The following is an 18,153-nucleotide window of genomic DNA, read 5'->3' on the forward strand; positions in this document are numbered from 1 at the left end:
CTTCACGCAGCAGGAGCACCCCCATGATCAACATTGAAAAACTGTCAAAGTCCTTCGGGCCACGGACCCTGTGGTCGGACGTCACACTGACCGTCAAGCGCGGCGAAATGCTCGCTCTCGTCGGCCCCAGCGGATCTGGAAAGTCCACCCTCCTCAACTGCCTCGGATTGCTTGAGGCGCCGAGCAAGGGGGCGATCCTGCATGAGGGCAAGGACATCACCCGGTTCAACGCACGTCAGACCAGGCGGTTCCGCCGTGAGGTACTCGGCTACCTCTTCCAGAACTACGCCCTGATCGAAAATGCCACCGTCGCCGCCAACCTGGAGGCAGCCGTCAAGCCACGGCGGTCACTCAGGAACAGCACCCACGTCACCATCGCCGACGCCCTCGACCGCGTCGGGCTCGCCGGGCGCGAGAAGGAGAAAATCCACTACCTCAGCGGCGGCGAACAGCAGCGCGTCGCCCTTGCCCGGCTCATGGTCAAGCAGCCGGCACTCGTACTCGCGGACGAACCGACCGGCGCACTGGACCACACCAACACCGCCATGGTCGTCGACATCCTGCGCGAGATGAGCGATGCCGGATGCGCCGTAGTCATCGCCACCCACAATGACTACGTGCGCGATCGCTGCGACACAGTCTTCGCAGCCGATGCAACGTCCCCCTCAGGGCCACAGACCCGCCCCATGACCGCAGCCCCCCACCGCCTGGCGACCGCGAACCTCGAGGGCCAGCCACGTACCGCCCTCTGAGTACCCCGATCTGTTGGTCGAACGAGGGTCCCCTTCAGGTGACCGGGGTGGCTTCAGGGCGCGGAGACAGGGCCTCCCGGTAGCTCGGGAGGCATCTTCGCCAACTAGATTCGGACGCAGGGTGGGACGTCGGCTGGATTCCTGGTGCCGCTGGTATTGCTGGCCGAGTGGCGTTGGGTACGTCAGCCGCATCTAGCTCTGTCACAGGCAAGGTTGTCCCGGCTCTCACGTGGTCTCCTCGCAGCCACGCGGGAGCCGGCAGCATGTACCGGAGATGCCAGGACAGGTCTGGCGTGCAGAAAAGCTGTACTTCCCGCCGGATCCGCTCCCAGCCTCATCGCCCCATGCCGCCCTGAATCCAGCGCTCTGGTTCGGGACGGCCGCACGGACCATCATGCCCTCGCGTTCCGCAGCACCTACAGGGTCGTCGAGGGTGCTCCAGCCTTGCTCGGCCGGGTCCCTGCCTGCAGCCCGGCAGTGAGCTGGGCGATCATGCGGGTGCCGTCGAGGAGAAAGGTGCGCGCGCTCCCGGGTGGCCCGGCCACAATCACGGCCACGGAATGCTCCTGGGCCACGGCTCCTCTGTCTAAAGGATTAGTCCCTCGGCGAGGACCGCTGGTTTCCGCCTCGTTGCGTTGGGCCGTGGTGTGGGTAGTCACCCGCCGCCCTCGGTCTTCGCCAGGGCCGCCTCGTCCGTCTTGTCGTCATACTCGCGCAGCATCCGCAGGACGGTCACTGCGGAAGGATGCTGCCCCTTCTTGGCTCCGCTGGAGATGACGAGGCTGCCCGCGATGTCCCGCAGGCTCTTGCCCTGGGCGCGCAGTTGCAGCGCCCTGGCAAGCATGTCGCCGCTGGTGACGCTTGCCCCGCCGATCGTCTTACCGCGCCGGCGGGCGGACTTGTGGCCCGCGAGGGTGGCGTCGCGGATGTACTCACGCTCCATCCCGGACAGTGCGGCGAGCACGCCGAAGACGACGCCCGAGGGGTCGTGGGAGCCCTGCAGTTCGCCTTGGAGGAACTGCAGGCCGACGTCGGCGCCCTTGAGGTCCTCCGCGAGGTTCACCAGCTCGATCCCACGGCCGAGGCGCTTGGGCTCGTGGACGACGAGGGTGACCCGGGCCCCGGTGGTGCGCAGCTCGCGGGCGACCGCGACCGCCTTCTCCAGCCCGGGGCGCTTGGCGACACGGGTGGAGACCTTGTCGGAGAACACCTGGGTGATGCCGTTGGTGGCAAGGGAGTCGAGCTGGGTATCCAGGGATTGCTCGGCGGTAGACGCGCGGGCGTAGCCGATGCGGATGTGGCCGGTCGGTTCAGCTCCGGGGCCGGCCGGGCGGGGGAGCTTCACCTGGGTGGAGCTCGGCTTCCGTGCGGCGGCGGTGGGCACGTTCGGCACCTTGGTCAGGGACGGGACCAGGCGGAAGCGAGCCGTGTGGTAACGGATCGCGACCTTGCCCTTGATCGTTCGGCAGGGCGAGCCGGATGGGGCCGTGCAGCTGGACACGGGGCACACGTGCTTTTCAACGTGCTGGTAGTCGTCCACTCCTTGATCGTTTCATAGGTCCGATCTAGGGCGTACACCCGAAGTCGATCTTGAACGAATGAATGATCACCCCTCATGGCGCGGGGAAAACGAACGAATGAGCAGTGGGCAGTGCTGGAGCCGTTGCTACCGAAGGGGTCAAGCGTAGGGCGGCCACCCGTCTGGCCCCCGGCGGCAACTGATCGACGTCATACAGTTCCGGATCCGGACCGGTGTTCCGTTGTGAGACGTCCCCGTCGAGCGGACCGTGGAACCGGTTCTACGACCTGCAGCAGTCGATCGGCTGAGCACGGCGTCCGAGCGGAGCCGCAGTGACACATCGACCGCCAAGACCAGGCGTCCGCCGTCGAACCGCGGCAAGGACAGTCCGGACAGCAGTGCCCTTCCTGGTGCTGGCAGGTGCGCCCCTGTGTGCGCCGGGTGGCGCGCCCTGGCTCTCAAACCGGCGCACTCTGTGATCTGGATCACTCAGGTTGGCTCCATTGCAGGTGAGAGCACTTTCCGTAATCGGGCGATCACCTTCCCGGTAAGAACGTCTGTCCTGGAGGTAACCCTGAGGGGGTTCGATCTCGGTGTGTAGGGATGAGAGCACGCTGTGTCTCTGCCCCGGTCCGCAATGAAGCATCAGCCGGGGCTCCAACTGCTTGATGAAGGAGGCTTCGTGGAGCTCCACTGGACCTGGTACGCGCTGGCAATCGTCGGCGTCTACCGGATGATCACGGTGTGCTTCGAAGCCGTCGTGCGACGCACCGTCCGTATCGCCCAGGAATCCCGTTCCGAGACCGAGACGGCCGCCGCTTCGCGCGACATCCGGCGAGCTGCCGCACCGCAGCACGCCTTCGCGCTGTATCAGGACGTGAGCCAGCTCGAGGGACCCGCCGACTCGCAGGGGGAGCGGTGAACAACGATCCCTTCGGCCAGGAACGCGACCTCGTAGAACCCGAGCCCGAACGGGCTTCATTCCCGATCGACTTCGACGTCTTCCTGCGAAACTACAAGGACTCCTTCTTCCGCATAGCGAATGGACGCCTGCGCGACCCCCGCGATGCCGACGAGGCCCTCCAGGACGCCGCAATGATCATGTACCGGAAGTGGGAGAGGATCCTCGCCCACCCGAAACCGATCAAACTGGCGCACAAAATTCTCGACAACTCGATCACCGACTTCTACAGGCGCAACGCCCGCCGCGGGGACCGCGAGCAGAGTCTCACCGAGCTCCCCGACACCACCCACCTGATCCACCTCCGGTCCGGCGACCGCCTCGACCGGGCACTGGAAGCGCTGCGGCAGCTCGCCCCGCTCACCGCCTCCTGCTGGGAAATGCACCACCGCGACGAACTGCCGTACTCCGAGATCGGCGAGCGCCTCGGCATCTCCGAAGGCGCGGCGAAGACCAACGCGAGCAGAGGCAAGACCAAGCTCCAGGCCCTACTCACGGAGCTTCCTGATACGGAGAAAGGGGACTCCTGATGCTGGAAGACCTGCTCAGTACCCAAGTACGCACACTGCGAGAACAAGCGGCCCACCACGACACCGACGACTTCATGGACCGGCTCGCCGCCCGGGTCGCCGCCGAGGCCAAGCGGCCCGGCCGGATCCGGTACCTCAGCGGCACCCCGGTTCCGGTCCCCGGCCTCGAACTGCCCGGCCTGCCCACTGAGCCAGAGCCCATCGCCACACAGGTGTCGCCCCCACCCCCGGGGCCCGACCCGGCCCTCAGCCGGCCCGGCGGACCCTCACGGCCCCTCACCCGCCGCGGATTCCGCCGCCGGCCGAGCCCAATCATCCCCCCGGACCCCGGAGCCTCCCAGTACGCGGTCGCCACGTACGTCAAGCAGCTGTGCAACGCCGTACTGCGCTCCAAGGAAATCGAGACCCTCGCCGACTTCGCCGCGACCTACGACCAGGCCGGCGCCCGGACCTTCGCTTGCCTCCAGTACACCCTCAACCGGCGCGAGAAAGCCCTGTACTGGTGGCGCTTCGCCGCCGGCGCCGGCGACGCCCTCGCCGCCCACCTCCTAGCCGCGCACCATGCCGCGGTCGGCCAGAGCCCCGACGCACGGGTATGGCGCGTACACGCCCGGATGCTCGGCTACAGCGACAACGACCTGCCCGAACCCGCCGGCCCGCGCGACGAACGGACGGACTCCGAGTTCATCGACGCACAGCTGCTCCAGGAGCTCGCTGCGCGCTGATCGTGCATGTTCAGGTGGCCCCGGTTCACACCGGGGCCACCTGTGCCTTCAACTGGTCGTAGCAGCTCGCCCCCTCCTCGCGGCCTGGTGACGCCGAGCCACTTCGGCCCCGCAGATCTGACGGCTGCTCCAGCCGTCGTGGGCCCTACAGCAGCCCGCCCAGCGGCAGGACCCGCTCGGTGAGCTGTCCGCGCAGCCTCCCGGCGCCAGCGCTGGCTTGGGTAAGCCAGTCCGCCTCGACTAGCAGCACGGCGTGCTCGGCGACTTCCTCGGATGTCATGGCGCAGAACGCGGCGACCTGTTCCAGGGCGAGCCCGTCGTCGTCGGGGTGTCCGAGGTGGCCGTCGCCTTGGGTGTGGGCGGCGGTGTAAAGGGCCAGGAGCCTGGTTGCGGCGCCCAGCTTCTTCTTGCGGAGCTTCCGGTCGCCGACCGCTTTCTGGGCCCAGCCGGAGATCTTGGCCCGGGTGGTCTTGCCGAAGGAGAACGGGCGGGGCTGCTCAGGCAGCAGGCCGGGGACGGTGAACGTAGTGAAGTCCTCGGGCCGCGAGGCCAGGGCCTCGGCCGCGCTGCCCGGCAGGCGCAGCCAGCCGGCCGCGACCAGCTGCTCCAGGGCCTGCTCGGCACCGCTCGGGAGCCAGCCGGTGATGTCCTGGCCGGTGATGTTCCCGGTGCCGTCCCGGGCGGCGCGCAGGGTGAGCAGGAGGACCAGGAGGTGGACGTCCGGCTCGGCGTGCGGGGCGTGATCCCGGACGTAGTCGAGGACGGTACGGGCGTGTACGGCGTGGTTGCGGGTCAGTAGCCGCTCTACCACAGGCCCGTCCGCGTCGCCCGCGGGGAGTCCGAGGCGGTTGGCGTGCATGTCCCGGGTGGCCTGCGCGGCCCCCGCAGCCCGCTTGGCCTCGTGGCGCAGCGCGGTCTCGCCCGTGACGTCGGCCCAGGACGAGAACGCGCGCGCTTTGCGGTCATGGAGGTCGGCGAGGCGGGCCAGGTCCGGCTCGGGGTTGTTCTGGTAGGTCCGGAACAGGTCGCCGAGCTCGATGAGTTCCAGGCGCAGGACGTCGGGTTGCAGGTCGTAGGGGACGATCCGCTGCGCGATCTTTCCCCACCGCTTGGCCCGCCGCGGTGCGGTGGGCGAGGTGGCCGTGCGGGCGCTGGGTACCGAGGCCGGTCCAGAGTCCGGGGCTGCCTCGCCGGCGGAGGAGGCGGCGTGATCCGAGAAGAAGGCTGCAGTGCCCGCAGGGCCGCTGGCCGCCTGCTCTCCTCCCGCTGTGTGGCGCGTGCCAGCGGTGTCCGGGATGGGGGAGGGCGGGGGTGCGGCGGTGTCCAGGACGCGGCAGCCGGGGGTGGCGGCCGCGCAGCGCGCGCACATCTCCGCGATACGCCATAGCCGTCCGGCACGGTCCGCGCACACGGTCAGGACTGTCGGACCCCCGCACGGGGGTCGGGCTGCGGGCTTGCGGCCAGGGAGGGTGGTGGGGTCGGGGGTGTGCCACGCGCAGTCGGTCGTACGGCACGCGCACCAGGCGGAAGGACGCGGGCCGCCGCCGGCACGGATCTGTGCCAGGTGCGTGTTGAGGTGTCCGACCGCGGCTTTGCGGCCTTCGGTGGCGCTGGGCAGGCGCTGCTCGGCGCAGGCTGGGCGGGAGCAGGTGAGGCGGACCGTGCCGGCGGAAGGCCGCCCGTAGGGGTCCAGGCGCACCACCCACAGCCTCCCCGTGACGCGGTCTTCCTGCGTACCGGCCTCCACCACCATGAACCTGCTCCCCGTGTCGCCTTAGCCCGGGTGCCCGGGGCGGCCCCATCATCGGGGATACCGGCCGGGCAGCGCCGAAGGAACACCCCGGTTCGCCCTGGCGGATCCGGCGCACCGGGCCCGGAGATGCGGCCGCTCTCGGGTCCGACGCGCTGATCAGGTTGTCTTCGACGCCGCGGCGGCAACGCTGCACGGCGCCCGTCCCTTCAGGCACGAGCCGACATGGTGGCCTATCTGGCGCCGTTCGTCTTCGGCGCGGACGAAGTCCTTTTCAACGAACTCGACGCACGACACCCCGGCGAACCCCTCCTAGACCTGCAGGAGTACGCGCTGGGGACCGTCTGCGCCGCCGTCCCCATCCGCACCGGCACCGAACCCGAATGCGTAGCGCTCTCCCTACCCGGAACTTCCTGCGCAGTAATACACCGCTAGCTACAGACGACCCGGACTGGTAGCAGTGGTAAGGGCCGCCGCCCCAGAGGGGCGGCGGCCGTGGGCGGAGCTACGCACCAGCTTTCCCACGCCATATTCCGGGCGAGACGTACCAGCGATTCGGATACAGCTGTCGGGGTTAGCCGGTGGATCCGAGGGGTGTGGCGAGGCCGGGGGTGAGCCAGCGTTCTGCGTTGAGGCCGTAGCAGCCGGAGAGTTCGAGTTGGGTTCCGTTGTCGGTGCGGGCGGCGGGCAGGTCGAGGCAGTAGCCGGTTTGCGGGTTGTAGAAGCCGCTGTCAGCGGTGGGGAGCCATTGCTGCCCGTTGGCACCGTTGCAGGTGTTGAGCTGGATGAGGGTGCGGATGGCGGTGCCTCCGGCTTTGGTGCTCACGCATTTGCCGGCCACGCGCAGCTCGCCGTTCTCGCCGACCTGGAAGGTCTGGGCGGTGCCTGAGGGGGTGTTGCAGTCGTGGATGGAGATGGGGTTGCCTTCGGCGGTGTTGCCGCCGTTGTCGTTCGCGCACTTGCTGTTGTTGACCGCCGAGACGAGGGTGGTGCTGGTCGCGGTCGGGACGGTGGAGTGGTCGTAGACGGCCACGTTGCTGATCCGCCCGTTCCAATAGGAGGAGGGCTTGCTCGCGGCCTTGTAGCGGCCGAGGACGAGGGGGCCGGTGGCCTTCCACACGTTGGCCTTGGGGTGGTGGCCGGTGCCGGCGAGGGTGCCGTTGACGTAGAGGGCGATCAGGCCGGTGACCTCGTCGTAGGTGGCGGTGAGCTGGGTCCACTCCTTGATGCGGACCTTGGCGGCGCCGTTCATGACGATGGTCTGGTCGTAGGACCAGTTGTCGTCGTCCTTCTGGGACATCCCGAACCGCCAGGTGCCGTCCTGGTCGTGCCAGATCATGAGGCCGCTGGCGTGCAGGCCGTCCTGGCTGAGGACGATGTTCGGTGCCTCGGACCTGGCCCAGGCCGAGACGGTGAAGCTGCCGGTGGTGTCGACCGGGGAGCCGGAGGAGGTGACCGTGCCGCTGACGCCGTCGAGGTCGACGACATCGGTCAGCGTGCCCGCGACGGTGCCCGCGATGCGCGTGGCGCCGGTGGAGCTGAGCTTTCCGTTGTTACGGCCGCGCATGTCGACCGCGGTCGTTCCCGATTCTTCGTTCAGCTTCCAGTGGTGCGTGGAGATCCGGGCATCGCCCATGACCTCTGAACTTCCGAAGCTGGTGACCTTGCCGCTGGTCGTCTCGCCGTTCCAGGTGCGCAGGCGGTGCCGGCTGTCGAGGGACCAGAGGTCGGGGACCCCGTCGGCGCTGGTGTCGCCGGAGGAACCGATCACGGGGAAGGATTCGGCGGTGACACCGGTGCGGATCCTGGTGCGCTTGCTGTGGTCGCCGAGCGCTTCCGGGTGCCCGGCGACGTTGGCGTACTGGTAGATGGAGCCGGTCGTGTCGTCCCGGGCCCACAGGTCGGCGAGGCCGTCGCCGGTGGCGTCGCCTGGGGCCATGAGGGTGAGGTCCTCCCAGCCGCTCGTACTGAGGACGAACGTGCCCGGATCGATCAGCTGACCCGTGGTTGCCTTGCCCTGGAACAGGATGAGCTGCGTGCCGCCCGCCCCGTTGCTCTCCACGGTGAGCAGGTCATTTCGCTGGGTCGTGGTGCCCGCTTCGGGCAGTACGTCGCCGACGGCGAGGATCTGCTTGACCCGGCTCCAGTTGCCGATGTACGCGGACCCGCAGGGCTTGTCGGTGGCGGCGATGGTGCAGCCCTGGACCGGCCTCAGCACATCCAGGGTGTCGTCGGCGTCGAAGTAGGGGCCGCCCTTGGTCTTGGAGTTGCGGTAGAGCTTGAGCTGTCCGTCGCGGAAGGTCCACAGGTCATCGACCGTGATGCCGTTGCCGCCGCGGTGTGTGGTCAGGGTGCCGGTGCCCCAGCCCTTGCCGCCGGGGCTGTTGGCCTTGGTCGCGGCGATCAGGCCGCCGGCCGACGGGTCGATCGCGGTGGGGTAGACGATGAGGTCGCCGTTGTCGGCGGGGGCGATGAAGTCGACGAGGTCGTCGTCGGTGATGTCTCCGAGGGTGGTCTTGGCGTTCGGGTCGTCGGGGACGTAGAAGACGTAGGTCTGCTGCTGCGAGCGGTTGCCCGCACGGTCCACGGCCTGGACGCGCAGGATGTTGGTGCCCCACCACGTCGGTGTCACCGCGATGGTCGCGGTGCCGTCGGCCGCGGCATTGATCCGGTTGGCACCGCCCACGGGGATGTCCCCGTTGAATGCCCACTCGTAGAAGAGGACGCCGCTGAGCGGGTCGCTCGCCGAAACCTCGAAGCTGCCCTTCTGCCCGATGTGCTGTCTGGATCCGGGCAGCGTGCCAGAGGGGGGATATTCGGCGGAGGTGACGACCGGTACGGACGGCGGCTGGGTGTCCAGGGAGAACGTGCATCCGCTCACCCAGTTGGCCGACATCATGTCGCCGTCGCCCGCCGCGACACGCCATGAGTAGGTTCGGCCGTCGATGAGGTTGGTCGGCTGGGCGGATACCCAGTGGGTTCCGTTTCCGGCCCCGAACCAGCCGCTGCTGTACGTCACGGCGCCGCTGGCGGTGTCGATGACCTCGAAGACGGCATCGGTGGCCTGGCCGTCGGGGTCGCCGATCCAGGCGCCGATGGTGAAGCCGGGGTAGGTGCTGGCGCCGACCCAGCCGCAGCCGTTTCCGGTCGGGTTCTGGGGCGCCGGGCTCATCTTGAGGCCCCACGGGTCGTACGGGCGCCGGTTGTACTCGATGTAGAAGAACGGCAGCTTGGTCTTGTCGCGGGTGAACCGCTTGAAGCCGTTGTTGCTGCTGCTCTTGGACTCGTTCGCGGCGAAGAGGGCGTACGTGACGCTGCCGAGCGAGATTCTGTCCGCCAGGTGGTCGCGTACGTCCCACTCACCGAGCGTGGTTGAGCTGGGACATCCCGGGCCGCCGGCACTGTTCATCGAGGTCGTGCGGAGGACTCCATGGTCCTTGGGCTGGGCATTCCAGGTGATGTTCGACAGGAGCTGCTCAGTGGAGTGCAGGTCCACGTTGTAGGTGTTGCTGCAGGTGGCGTCGGCGGCATAGGTCTGGGTGGCGTTGAGGGACGCCTTCTTGATGGACTTGTCGCCCAGGTCACTGGTGTCGAGCTGGACGTAGTAGCGCTCCAGGCCCGTCCTGCTGCGCCAGCGCTGGTAGCCGACACCGGGATCGTAGTCGTCCGCGTAGTCGTCGTAGCTGGTGGTGGTCGGGTACGCCTCCTGGACCCAGGCCCAGTGCTGCACCTTCCGGTTGGTGGGGATCCAGGCCGGATCGATGTACACCGGGTAGGCCGTGCCGGGGTCGGTCAGGAAGGACTGGTCCGGGGTCAGGGCGACCGAGTCCTTGCCGAGGTCGGCCTGCAGACGGGTGGTCTTGGCGAAGTCGCCCGGCCCGTCGCTGTCCGAAGCGGTCTTGACCGGCTCCTCGTCCCCGGCACCGGGCGGTGTCTCGTCCGAGGTGACCGCCTGGGAGAAGGCGACGGTGCCGGAAGGCTTGGCGAGCGGGACCTCGACTGGGGTGGTGGAGTCCCACATGGTCGGGGCCGGCGCCTGGAAGATCGTACGGCCCGAGGTGTCGGCCGCCTTCAGGTTCCCGGCGGTGTCGGCGGAGACGGTGACGCCCTCGCCCTTGAGGCCCGTGGTCAGCGTGACGAGCTTCGGATTCTTCGCTGCCTCGGCGGACTTGACGATGAGGATCTGTGAGATCCCGCCGCCCTCATCGGCCGTGACCTTCAGGTCAGCACCCGGGAGGACCTCCCGGTAGACGGCGCTGGAACCTTCCAGTACCGGTACGGGAAGCGGGGCCGGCCAGCTCAGGACCAGCTGCTTGCCATCCTGATCCAGGGTGGCCAGCGGGGCGGTGCCGCCGCCGGACAGGGTCAGACCGCTCACCGAGGCCTTCGGACGGAGCGTGCCGTCGGCCGCCTTGATCAGGGTGGCGTCCAGGTCTGCCCAGCTGCCGTCGCGCTTGGTCCGTACAGGGGCGACGCTCCGAGTCAGGCCCAGGGTTCCGTCCGGATTGGCGGTGAGCGTGTCGGTCTCGGTCGTCGCCGCCGGCACGGTGACGGGCTTGCCCGTGAGCTTCGCCTCCGCCAGGGCGGCGTCCTCCGCACGCTCCCGTTCGGTCGTCGGCCGCTCGGGTGGGGTCTCGTCGCTCTGGACGCTTGATGTGCTTGCTGCCGGTGCCGCTAAGACGCCCGGTGCGTTGCCGATGGCTGTGATGGACAGGACCAGCGCTACCAGACCTGCCAGTGCGACCGGCCGGTTGGCCGGGCGTTTTCTTCTCTGTGTGCCCCCCACGGCAAATGTCCCCAATTCTGTTGTGCCTGCAACTGGCCGTGAAAGTTAACACCACAGGCAGACCGTCCGTGGGTGTGAGAAAATTCGGAACGATAAATTCCGTGGGAGCTAGTCACCCAAGACGGATTAATCACCCGCCGCTATCGAGTCACCAGGCAAGTGAATTGCCGATTTTCGGTCATTGTCCTAGGTGCTGCGCCTCTGCGTGAGTTCTGCTGTCTGGATTGAGGCGTGCCCGGTGGCCTGCGAACGGGCTATGCTGCCCCGCCAGTTGATCCGCTCACACCCGGGGGGGCGTGCCGTGCAGGTACCACCTGAACTACATAGAATGAGGAGGCGATCTGCGGTAAAGCGCCGCATTTTCGCCACTTCCGCAGTTGCGTTATCCATGATCATTGGTGCGGGAACCGCTGATGCTTCCGATTGGAAGCCGAAGAACCCAGCCCTCTGGTCACCGGGAGCGTTGCAGGAAATAGAATCGGTACGCGGTAAAAACGCTCCGGAAGCGGAGTCGGAGACTCAGGAAAGCGGCGAAGCCGATTCCTGGACTCCGGCGGACGTGTACTGGCCTCCGGCCACCACAGCTGAAGTAGACCTGGGCGCCACCACGCCCAATCCGGCAGACGGGTCGCTCTTCATCGTTCCCGAACGCTCCAAGGGCCCGGCCGCGCCTGCACCCGATCCGAGCCGCGCCGGTGATGCGCCGGTATGGGTTGCCCCGGCCGCCGGCGAAGGAGCGCTGCACAGCGGCAAGGCCGCTGTGCAGCTCGCGGACCGCACGACGGCCGAGAAGGCCGGCCTGCAGGGAATGCTGGTTTCGGTCCGGCCCTCCGAGGGCGTGACCAAGGGCGGTCCGGTCAAGGTGTCGGTGGACGTCTCGCACATCGCGGGCTCGTTCAGCGCGGACTGGCTCTCCCGCACCCATCTGGTAGCGCTGCCCGAGTGCGCGCTGACGACTCCCGAGCGCTCGGAGTGCCGTACCCAGACTCCGCTGGCCACCACGAAGGACGGCGACAGGCCCGGCCTCCTCAGCGCCGAAGTCCCCCTCGCCGCAGACGATGCTCAGAACCCGAGCGGCGCCTCGGACGGCGTCACCGTCTTCGGGGTGGCGACCACGCCGGGTGGTCCGGCCGGTACCTTCGCGGCCACCAGTCTGGCGCCCTCAGGTTCCTGGAGCAGCGGTTCCAACAGTGGTGGGTTCTCCTGGTCCTACCCGATCGCCGTTCCCGAGGGCCTCGGCGGTACGAAGCCGAGCGTCTCGCTCTCCTACAGCTCCCAGGCGATCGACGGTCGTACGGCCGCGACGAACAACCAGGCGTCCTGGATCGGTGAGGGCTGGGACTACTCACCCGGCTTCGTTGAGCGCAGCTTCAAACCGTGCGCGAAGGACGGTCAGGAAGGATCAGGCGATCAATGCCTGGCCGGCGAGAACGCCACCTTCTCCCTGGGCGGCAAGTCCTCCGCACTGGTGAAGGACGACAAGACCGGCGAATGGCGGCTGGAGAACGACGACGCCTCGAAGGTCGAGCACCTGACCGGCGCGGCCAACGGTGACAACAACGGTGAGTACTGGAAGGTGACCGCCACCGACGGTACCCAGTACTACTTCGGTATCGGCCGCAAGCCCGAAAGCCCCACCGCCCCCGCCACCAATTCAGCCTGGACCACACCCGTCTACGGAAACAACACGGACGAGGAGTGCAACAAGTCGACGTTCGCGACGTCCTGGTGCCAGCAGGCCTGGCGCTGGAACCTCGACTTCGTCGTCGACCCCCGCGGCGACCTGATCACCCACACATACGCCACCGAAACCAACCGCTACAAGCGCGGCGTCTCTACAGCGAACCCCACGGGCACACTCACCTCGTACATCCGAGGTGGCAACCTCGAGAAGATCACCTATGGTTCGAAGCTGACAGACGCAGATACCGTCAAGCCGACCGCGCAGATCCTCTTCGACGTCGAGGAGCGCTGCCTTCCCGTCAAGGACGTCTTCGACTGCGCGCCGTCGAAGCTGACCGAGGCCAACAAGACGAAGTGGCCGGACGTGCCCTTCGACCAGAAATGTGAGTCCACCGGGACCTGCGAGAACTACTCAGCCACGTTCTGGACCACCAGGCGGCTCACCGAAATCAAAACGCAGGTCCTGAACAGCGCCGGCGGGTACGACAACGTCGACTCCTACGCGCTCGGCCACCTGTTCCCCGACCCGATGGACCAAACGGCCCCGGCCTTGTGGCTGTCGACCATCCGGCACACCGGCTACGACGGCGCGACGACACTGACCACCCCGGCGGTCGTCTTCTACGGGAGCCTGCGCAACAACCGAGTCGATTCCAGCATCGACAACCGTCCGGCCATGAACCGCCGCCGCATCGTGAAGATCAAGTCCGAGACCGGAAAGATCACCGACATCGGATATGCCGATCCGGACTGCTCTCCCGGTGCTGGCCTGCCTTCGTCCCAGGATTCCAATACCAAGCGCTGCTACCCCGTGTACTGGAACGCGGATCCCAGGAGCCCGAACGATCCGAGCCTTGACTGGTTCCACAAATACGTCGTCGACCGCGTCACCGACACGGACCCACTCGGAGGCTCCCGTGACCAGGAGGTCCGCTACGAGTACGTCGGCTCTGCCGCCTGGCACCGCGACGACGAGGAGTTGACCGAGGACAAGTACCGCACCTGGAACCAGTTCCGCGGCTATGGACAGGTCATCACCCGGGCCGGCAGCGCACCGGACATCGTCTCCAAGACGGCTTCCTTCTACCTGCGCGGCATGGACGGCGACGCCAAGGCCGATAAATCCGTGCGCACCTCCACGTTCAAGAACATCGCCGGCACCACCGTCAAGGACAGCAACCACCTGTCCGGCACCCTGCGCGAGCTCCAGACCTTCGCCTCCGACGGCGGCGAGCTCGTCTCCACGGCCCAGCACGACCCCTGGATCCCGCAGACCAAGCCGGTCACCGCGACCCACAGCCGCGGCCCCGACCTGCCCGCCCTCACCGCCCGCATGCAGGGCACGGCCTTGTCCCAGCAGAAGGTGCTGCTGACCGACAAGACCTGGCGGACCACCTCACAGACCGTCGACTACGACGAGAAGTACGGAATGCAGAAGTCGGTCCTCGACAAGGCGGACGGTCTGCCCGACATCTGCACCACCACCTCCTACGCGCGCAACGAAGCCGACTGGATCCTCGACCGCGTCTCGCAGACCACCCGGACCCAGGCCGCGTGCGGCGTTGAGGCGACCGAAGCGAACACCCTCGACAGCAGCCGTACGCACTACGACAACAAGCCTTTCGGTACTCTCGACGGCCCCGGTCAGGCCACATACACGGGCGTACTGGACCGCTTCGAGGCGGGGGTGCCCACGTACACGACCAAGTCGTCGGCAACGTATGACACGTACGGCCGGGTCACCAGCACGACCGATGCCGCAGGGGCGAAGACGACATCGGCGTACACGCCGGCCGCGCCCGCCCGCGCGACGACCCTCAAGGTCACCAACGCCAAGAATTGGACGACGACCACCACCCTGCATCCTCTGCGCGGTGTCCCGATCAAGACCGTCGACCAGAACAACCGCACCACGGAGATCGCCTACGACGAACTGGGCCGAACCACCGAGGTATGGCTGCCGGGCCGGGCCCGTACCCAGAGCGCCAGCCAGGTGTTCACCTACGACCTGAGACAGACCGTCATCAGCTCGGTCACCACCCAAACGCTCCGCGCCGACCAGTCCTACGCCACCTCCATCAGCATCCTTGATGCGATGGGCCAGCAGGTTCAGACCCAGTCGGTCGCGCAGAACGGTGCGGTGGGCGTTCGCCTGATCGCGGACACCGCCTACGACAGCCGGGGCCGCGCCTTCAAGACGAGCGGCACGTACGTCAACAAGGACTCCGACCCGGTGAAGACCCACTTCCCCGCCGACGAGAACACGCTGCCCGCCCAGAACGTCACCCAGTACGACGGCCTCGGCCGACCTGTGGCGAAGATCTTCTACTCCAAGGCGATCGAGCAGTGGCGCAGTGCCACCGCGTACCCGGGTGCCGAGCGTGTCGACACCACCCCTCCCAAGGGCGGCACCGCCTCCAGCGAGATCACCGACGCCCGCGGGCACAAGACCGAGCTGCGCCAGTACAAGGGCGGCACCCCTACGGGGGCCTTCGACGCCACGCTCTACGGCTACGACACCGTCGGCAAGCTGAAGCAGGTCACCGACCCGGCCGGAAACGACTGGACCTACGGCTACGACCTCCAAGGCCGCCAGACCAAGGCGGTGGACCCTGACAAGGGCACGTCCACAACCACCTACGACGCCGCAGGCCGTCCCGCCTCGACCGTGGACGCCCGCGGCACCGCCGTCTTCACCAGCTACGACATCCTGGGCCGCCCGACCTCCCGCAACCTGAGCGCGGTCGACGGCACCAAGCTCGCCACGTACGAGTACGACACCATCCTGTCCGGCCAGCAAACAGCGTCCATGAGCTGGGTGGCGGGCAAGGCCTGGCGCCAGGAGATCACCGGCTACGACATCGGCTACCGCCCCACCGGCACGAAGCTGACCGTCCCCAGCGGCGAAGGAGCCCTCACCGGGACCTACTCCACCTCCACCGCCTACAACGTGATCACCGGCGCGGAGACCAGCACCGACGTACCCGCGGCAGGTGGCCTGCCGGCCGAGGACCTCTCCACAAGCCGCAACATCAACGGCCTTCCGGTCTCCATCGGCTCGAACACCGTCGACTACGTCAACTACACCAACTACAACGAGCTCGGCCAGGTACAGCGCGCCACCTTCGGCGATGACCCCAAGCAGGTCGTCGCCACCAGCATCCTGGACCCGGCCACCGGCCGGCTCATGAGCACGAAGCTCGACAAGCAGGACCAGACCGCCACCTCCGTCACCGGCACCAGCTACACCTACACCCCCGCCGGCGACGTCACCTCGGTCACCAACCTCCAGGGCGCCGCCCGCGACACCCAGTGCTTCACCTACGACTACCAAGGCCGTCTCACCGAGGCCTGGACCGACACCGGCACCACCACAACCAAGCCCGGCCCCAGCGTGGCCGGCATCGGAGCCTGCACCAACACCACTCCCAGCAGCAGCGAGATCAGCGGCACGGCCCCCTACTGGCAGTCGTTCACCTACGACGTCACCGGCAACCGCAAGACCCTGACCGACCACGACCCCACAGGTGACGCCGCCAAGAGCACCGTCACCACCAACACCTACCCGGCGCCGGGATCCCCGCGCCCCCACACCCCGACCTCCACCACCAGGAAGACGGGCAGCAACACCCCGGTCACGACCAGCCTCACCTACGACAAGACCGGAAACACCCTCACCCGCCCCGACACCGGCGACGGCCCCCAGACCCTTCCCGGCGACGGCGGACCCACCCAGACCCTGACCTGGAACACCGAAGGAAAACTCGCCTCCAACACCACCAGCGCAGGCACCTCCACCTACATCTACGACGCGGCCGGCAACCGCTTGGCCCGCAAGGACCCCGGCAAAACCACCCTGTACATGGGCTCGGACGAACTCACCCGTGACACCGCCACGGACAAGGTCACCGGCAACCGCTACTACGCGGCCCCCGGTGGTACGACCATCGTGCGCACCTCCGCAGGCAAGCTCTCCTACGTCGCGGCCGACCACCACAACACCGGCACCACCTCCATCGACGCCACCACCCTCACCGTGCAACGCCGCACCACGAAGCCCTTCGGCGAAGACCGCGGCACCAAACCCTCCGCCTGGCCCGGCGAACGAGGATTCGTCGGCGGCACCCAGGACAAGTCGACCGGCCTCACCCACGTCGGAGCCCGCGAATACGACCCCGCAGCAGGCCGATTCCTCTCCGTGGACCCGGTCCTCGTCCTAGACTCCCCGCAGGCATTCAACGGCTACAGCTACGCCAACAACACTCCGGTCACCAGCTCCGACCCCAGCGGCATGTGCAACGACATGGACTGCCCGACCCGGCCTGGACCCAACCACGAAAACACCACACCCGGCCACGAGCCCGGGCCTCCAAAGCTCACAACTGGCGGCCAAATAAAGGAAGACGCCAAGGATAGGGTGACTGGAAAGGGCCCAGACTCTAATTGCGGCAATAATTGCAAGGTGACGGTATTGGTCACTGCCCTCGATGGCCAGCTCATCCCAAACAAGATCGCAGTCAGTCAGGATGATCCAACCTATCGAGTAATTAAGGCAATCGAGGCGGCCGAACTGAAGAAGGAGTACTGCTCCACTTACACAGAAGACGAACTCTGCAACACATGGGACTGGAAGACGGAATTCGACAAACTCATCAATGAGGCACCAAGTAAATGGTGTACCGCCGGCATCGACGGCTCCGGCCAGTGCCGCCGATTTGGTGATTCATTCGGGGCTACCGGACCCCTCTGGATGGATGAAGCCATCAGGCATAGCACCGCAGGAGGGCAGGTCTGTTTCGCGGCCTGCATCGGAGTATCAGTGGGTGGCGATGGGCATGGATACCTCAACGTTGGCGGTCTCGGCTTTGGAGGGCGCGGGTATGTGACAGGTGCGGCTTCAGCCACCTCTGGAGAGCAGTCCTGGTTGAGCGGCCAGCTTTGTGGGAGCTTGGGTGTCGGGGCGTGTGGAGTGGCAGGTACACGTTCCGATTCCAACCTCGGGGCAATGGACCCAGATCAGGCCAGCACTGGAAGCTATTGGTTCGGAGGGGGTGTCAACTATGGCGCAGGTTGGTTTGCTGGCATAAACATCGCCATTCCTCTTTGGTGATTTAATCTTCACGCAAAAGGAAACTCAAGATGATCTCGTCCGCCGCCGAAAAGATCGCCAGTCCGTGGTTAGTGCTGCCAGTTGCACTCCTGGCCCTGGCTGTTGGAATTGGTGTCGCGATCAATTTCAAGGGACTGCCGAGGCGGCAGCATGACTGGATCGCTGGATGGTCGGGAGGTCGCGTTTCGTCCTTCAGATTCCAGCGATTCATAGGTGCGGCGATCGCGGCTGGAGCCGCATATGGAATAGTCCGGACAATCATGCGAGTGTGGGGATAGATTCCGCAGCGCGGCGGGTGGTGCAATTGAATCTGGTGCCACTCGCCGCCGCCGGTTTA

The 18,153-nt window shown here is 67.1% G+C and carries 9 protein-coding genes; 6 read left to right on the forward strand and 3 right to left on the reverse strand.

Features of this window, described 5'->3' with window-relative positions; translation table 11 throughout:
* Window positions 1-23: 23 nt before the first annotated feature.
* Window positions 24-752, forward strand: coding sequence for an ATP-binding cassette domain-containing protein (locus tag OG730_RS43805; RefSeq protein ID WP_327310089.1), 729 nt, complete (start codon window positions 24-26; stop codon window positions 750-752).
* A gap of 655 nt (window positions 753-1,407) precedes the next feature.
* Here OG730_RS43805 and OG730_RS43810 read toward each other — a convergent pair.
* Window positions 1,408-2,292: a recombinase family protein gene (locus OG730_RS43810; protein WP_327310090.1), complete on the reverse strand. Its 885-nt coding sequence runs from the start codon at window positions 2,290-2,292 to the stop codon at window positions 1,408-1,410.
* 661 nt (window positions 2,293-2,953) lie between these two features.
* On the opposite strand from OG730_RS43810, the gene OG730_RS43815 reads away from it, so the two are divergent.
* The 3 genes from OG730_RS43815 to OG730_RS43825 are packed head-to-tail and all read left to right on the forward strand — an operon-like array spanning window position 2,954 to window position 4,487.
* A complete protein-coding gene (locus tag OG730_RS43815; RefSeq protein ID WP_327310091.1) occupies window positions 2,954-3,193 on the forward strand; it encodes a hypothetical protein in 240 nt (79 codons plus the stop codon).
* Window positions 3,190-3,762: an RNA polymerase sigma factor gene (locus tag OG730_RS43820; protein WP_327310092.1), complete on the forward strand. Its 573-nt coding sequence runs from the start codon at window positions 3,190-3,192 to the stop codon at window positions 3,760-3,762. The genes OG730_RS43815 and OG730_RS43820 overlap by 4 nt, the downstream gene beginning before the upstream one ends.
* Window positions 3,762-4,487, forward strand: a complete 726-nt coding sequence (locus OG730_RS43825; protein ID WP_327310093.1) for a hypothetical protein — start codon at window positions 3,762-3,764, stop codon at window positions 4,485-4,487. Before OG730_RS43820 ends, OG730_RS43825 begins: the two co-directional genes overlap by 1 nt.
* Before the next feature lie 145 nt (window positions 4,488-4,632).
* Here the strand turns inward: OG730_RS43825 and OG730_RS43830 are convergent, their stop codons facing one another.
* Window positions 4,633-6,240 carry a hypothetical protein gene (locus tag OG730_RS43830; protein ID WP_327310094.1) on the reverse strand — a complete coding sequence of 536 codons (1,608 nt, stop codon included), beginning with the start codon at window positions 6,238-6,240 and terminating at the stop codon, window positions 4,633-4,635.
* Between the two features lie 222 nt (window positions 6,241-6,462).
* Between OG730_RS43830 and OG730_RS43835 the strand changes: the two genes are divergently transcribed.
* Window positions 6,463-6,672: a hypothetical protein gene (locus OG730_RS43835; RefSeq protein ID WP_327310095.1), complete on the forward strand. Its 210-nt coding sequence runs from the start codon at window positions 6,463-6,465 to the stop codon at window positions 6,670-6,672.
* 139 nt (window positions 6,673-6,811) lie between these two features.
* Here OG730_RS43835 and OG730_RS43840 read toward each other — a convergent pair whose 3' ends face one another.
* On the reverse strand, window positions 6,812-11,023 hold the full coding sequence (locus tag OG730_RS43840) for a LamG-like jellyroll fold domain-containing protein (RefSeq protein WP_327310096.1): 4,212 nt from the start codon (window positions 11,021-11,023) through the stop codon (window positions 6,812-6,814).
* A gap of 559 nt (window positions 11,024-11,582) precedes the next feature.
* Between OG730_RS43840 and OG730_RS43845 the strand changes: the two genes are divergently transcribed.
* Window positions 11,583-17,816, forward strand: a complete 6,234-nt coding sequence (locus tag OG730_RS43845) for an RHS repeat domain-containing protein (RefSeq protein ID WP_327310097.1) — start codon at window positions 11,583-11,585, stop codon at window positions 17,814-17,816.
* The last annotated feature ends 337 nt before the right edge of the window (window positions 17,817-18,153 follow it).

The sequence above is a fragment of the Streptomyces sp. NBC_01298 genome (genome assembly GCF_035978755.1).
GTDB lineage: Bacteria > Actinomycetota > Actinomycetes > Streptomycetales > Streptomycetaceae > Streptomyces.

Coding starts and splice junctions, on each gene's coding strand:
- OG730_RS43805 (WP_327310089.1), top strand. CDS start 24: ATGATCAACATTGAAAAACTGTCAAAGTCCTTCGGGCCACGGACCCTG.
- OG730_RS43825 (WP_327310093.1), top strand. CDS start 3,762: ATGCTGGAAGACCTGCTCAGTACCCAAGTACGCACACTGCGAGAACAA.
- OG730_RS43830 (WP_327310094.1), bottom strand. CDS start 6,240: ATGGTGGTGGAGGCCGGTACGCAGGAAGACCGCGTCACGGGGAGGCTG.
- OG730_RS43835 (WP_327310095.1), top strand. CDS start 6,463: ATGGTGGCCTATCTGGCGCCGTTCGTCTTCGGCGCGGACGAAGTCCTT.